Consider the following 1234-nt stretch of genomic DNA (forward strand, 5'->3'; position numbering starts at 1 on the left):
GTAGTGTGCCATAGAAAGCTGTGCGCGATAGTATTGTGGGGCGTGGCTCAATGCTTGTTGCAAATTGTCGTGCGCTCGGATCATATTGCCACCTTCGAGATAACCAAGCCCAAGAGCGATGCGAGATTCTGCCATAGCAACAGGATCGGCCTTCACGATAGGAGCGCCGTTTTCTTTTACGGTAACACAGCCTACAAGTGCAAACTGCGTCATCAACATTAGTGCACTGAGCGTTACGGTTTTCATTCTTCTTCCCCACATCCCTGAATCTGACAGCATGATATGAATTACGTAGCAAAAGCCCATTGAGGAAAAAGCACTATGCGATCAGGTTTGCAAACTGATATGAAAAAGCCGCCAGATGGCGGCTCGGTTCACAAACTTAATTCGTTGATTTAATCGTCTTTAGTGAAAGCATCTTCGCTGAAGTGATCCAGATCGTAAGGCGTTTGTTGGTATACGCAGTAGTTGAGCCAGTTCAAGAACAGCAAGTGTCCGTGGCTTCGCCAACTCGCAATGGGAGGATTATCTGGGTTGTTGTTCGGGTAGTAATTGACCGGAATAGCTGGCTCCATCCCTTCACCCAAATCCCGAATGTACTCATTGTGAAGAGTGTGCGAGTCATACTCTGGATGGCCGGTAACAAACACGTTTCGCTTGTCTTTGGTCGTTGCCAGATATACGCCCGCCACATCGGATGTGGCGAGAATATCTAAGTCAGTATGTTCTTCTAAAAAGTGTGGCGAAAAATCGGCATAACGCGAATGGGGCGCTAAAAACGTATCATCAAACCCACGCAAAATAGGGTGGAATGGATTATGAATTTGGTGATGATATACACCGGAAAGCTTTTCTTTACGCGTTTTTTTCGGCAAGTCATACAATAACTTTAAGCCAGCTTGCGCTGCCCAACACACATACAACGTCGAGGTAACATGGTCTTTCGCCCATTCCATGATGGTTTTTAAATGATCCCAATAGATCACATCTTCAAATTGCACCAGACCAAGTGGCGCACCAGTGATGATAAGACCGTCGAAATTCTTCCCTTTTACCATCTCAAACTGACGGTAAAATGTATCTAAATGCTCGGTTGGTGTGTTTTTGCTTGGTCGATTATCGATGCGCAGTAGCTCGACGTTTACTTGCAATGGACTGTTTGAAAGGAGGCGAAGAAACTGCGTTTCTGTTTCGATTTTCTTGGGCATCAAATTCAGAATCAGTACTCGCAAAG

The 1234-nt window shown here is 45.5% G+C and carries 1 protein-coding gene and 1 pseudogene; both read right to left on the reverse strand.

The genetic code is table 11. The features are described from left to right. Positions 1–246, reverse strand: a pseudogene (locus R7P67_RS25035) (type IV pilus biogenesis/stability protein PilW); the annotation flags it as partial. A gap of 149 nt (positions 247–395) precedes the next feature. Further along, a complete protein-coding gene (locus tag R7P67_RS25040; protein ID WP_318086348.1) occupies positions 396–1232 on the reverse strand; it encodes a homoserine O-acetyltransferase/O-succinyltransferase family protein in 837 nt (278 codons plus the stop codon). Positions 1233–1234: the final 2 nt, after the last annotated feature.

The sequence above is a fragment of the Vibrio sp. Vb0937 genome (assembly GCF_033338855.1).